Genomic DNA, 258 nt, shown 5'->3' on the forward strand with positions numbered 1-258 from the left:
CAGAGCTTGCGGACTTCGCCCATCTCGCTTCTCTCGGTTTTGCCGACGGCGAGTTTCTCCAGGTCCAGAGACTTGTCGGCTGTCTTGAGGAGCTTCGACAGGGGATCGTCGTCTCGTACACGATCGGTCGTAACCAGCGTGAACGTGGAACGGGGAGGAGCTTTGTCGACAGCCTCCTTCAACCGTTCCAAGATCGAGAATGCTGTAGCGCCGATGAATTCGGGCTCAACCAGATCCTTGAAGCCGAACCGCCCAGCC

The 258-nt window shown here is 58.1% G+C and carries 1 pseudogene; it reads right to left on the reverse strand.

Going from position 1 to position 258, the window contains the following annotated elements:
* Window positions 1–258: pseudogene (locus EOD29_RS32965) on the reverse strand (hypothetical protein); the annotation flags it as partial.

The organism is Mesorhizobium sp. M1A.T.Ca.IN.004.03.1.1 (assembly GCF_003997555.1).
Lineage (GTDB): Bacteria > Pseudomonadota > Alphaproteobacteria > Rhizobiales > Rhizobiaceae > Mesorhizobium.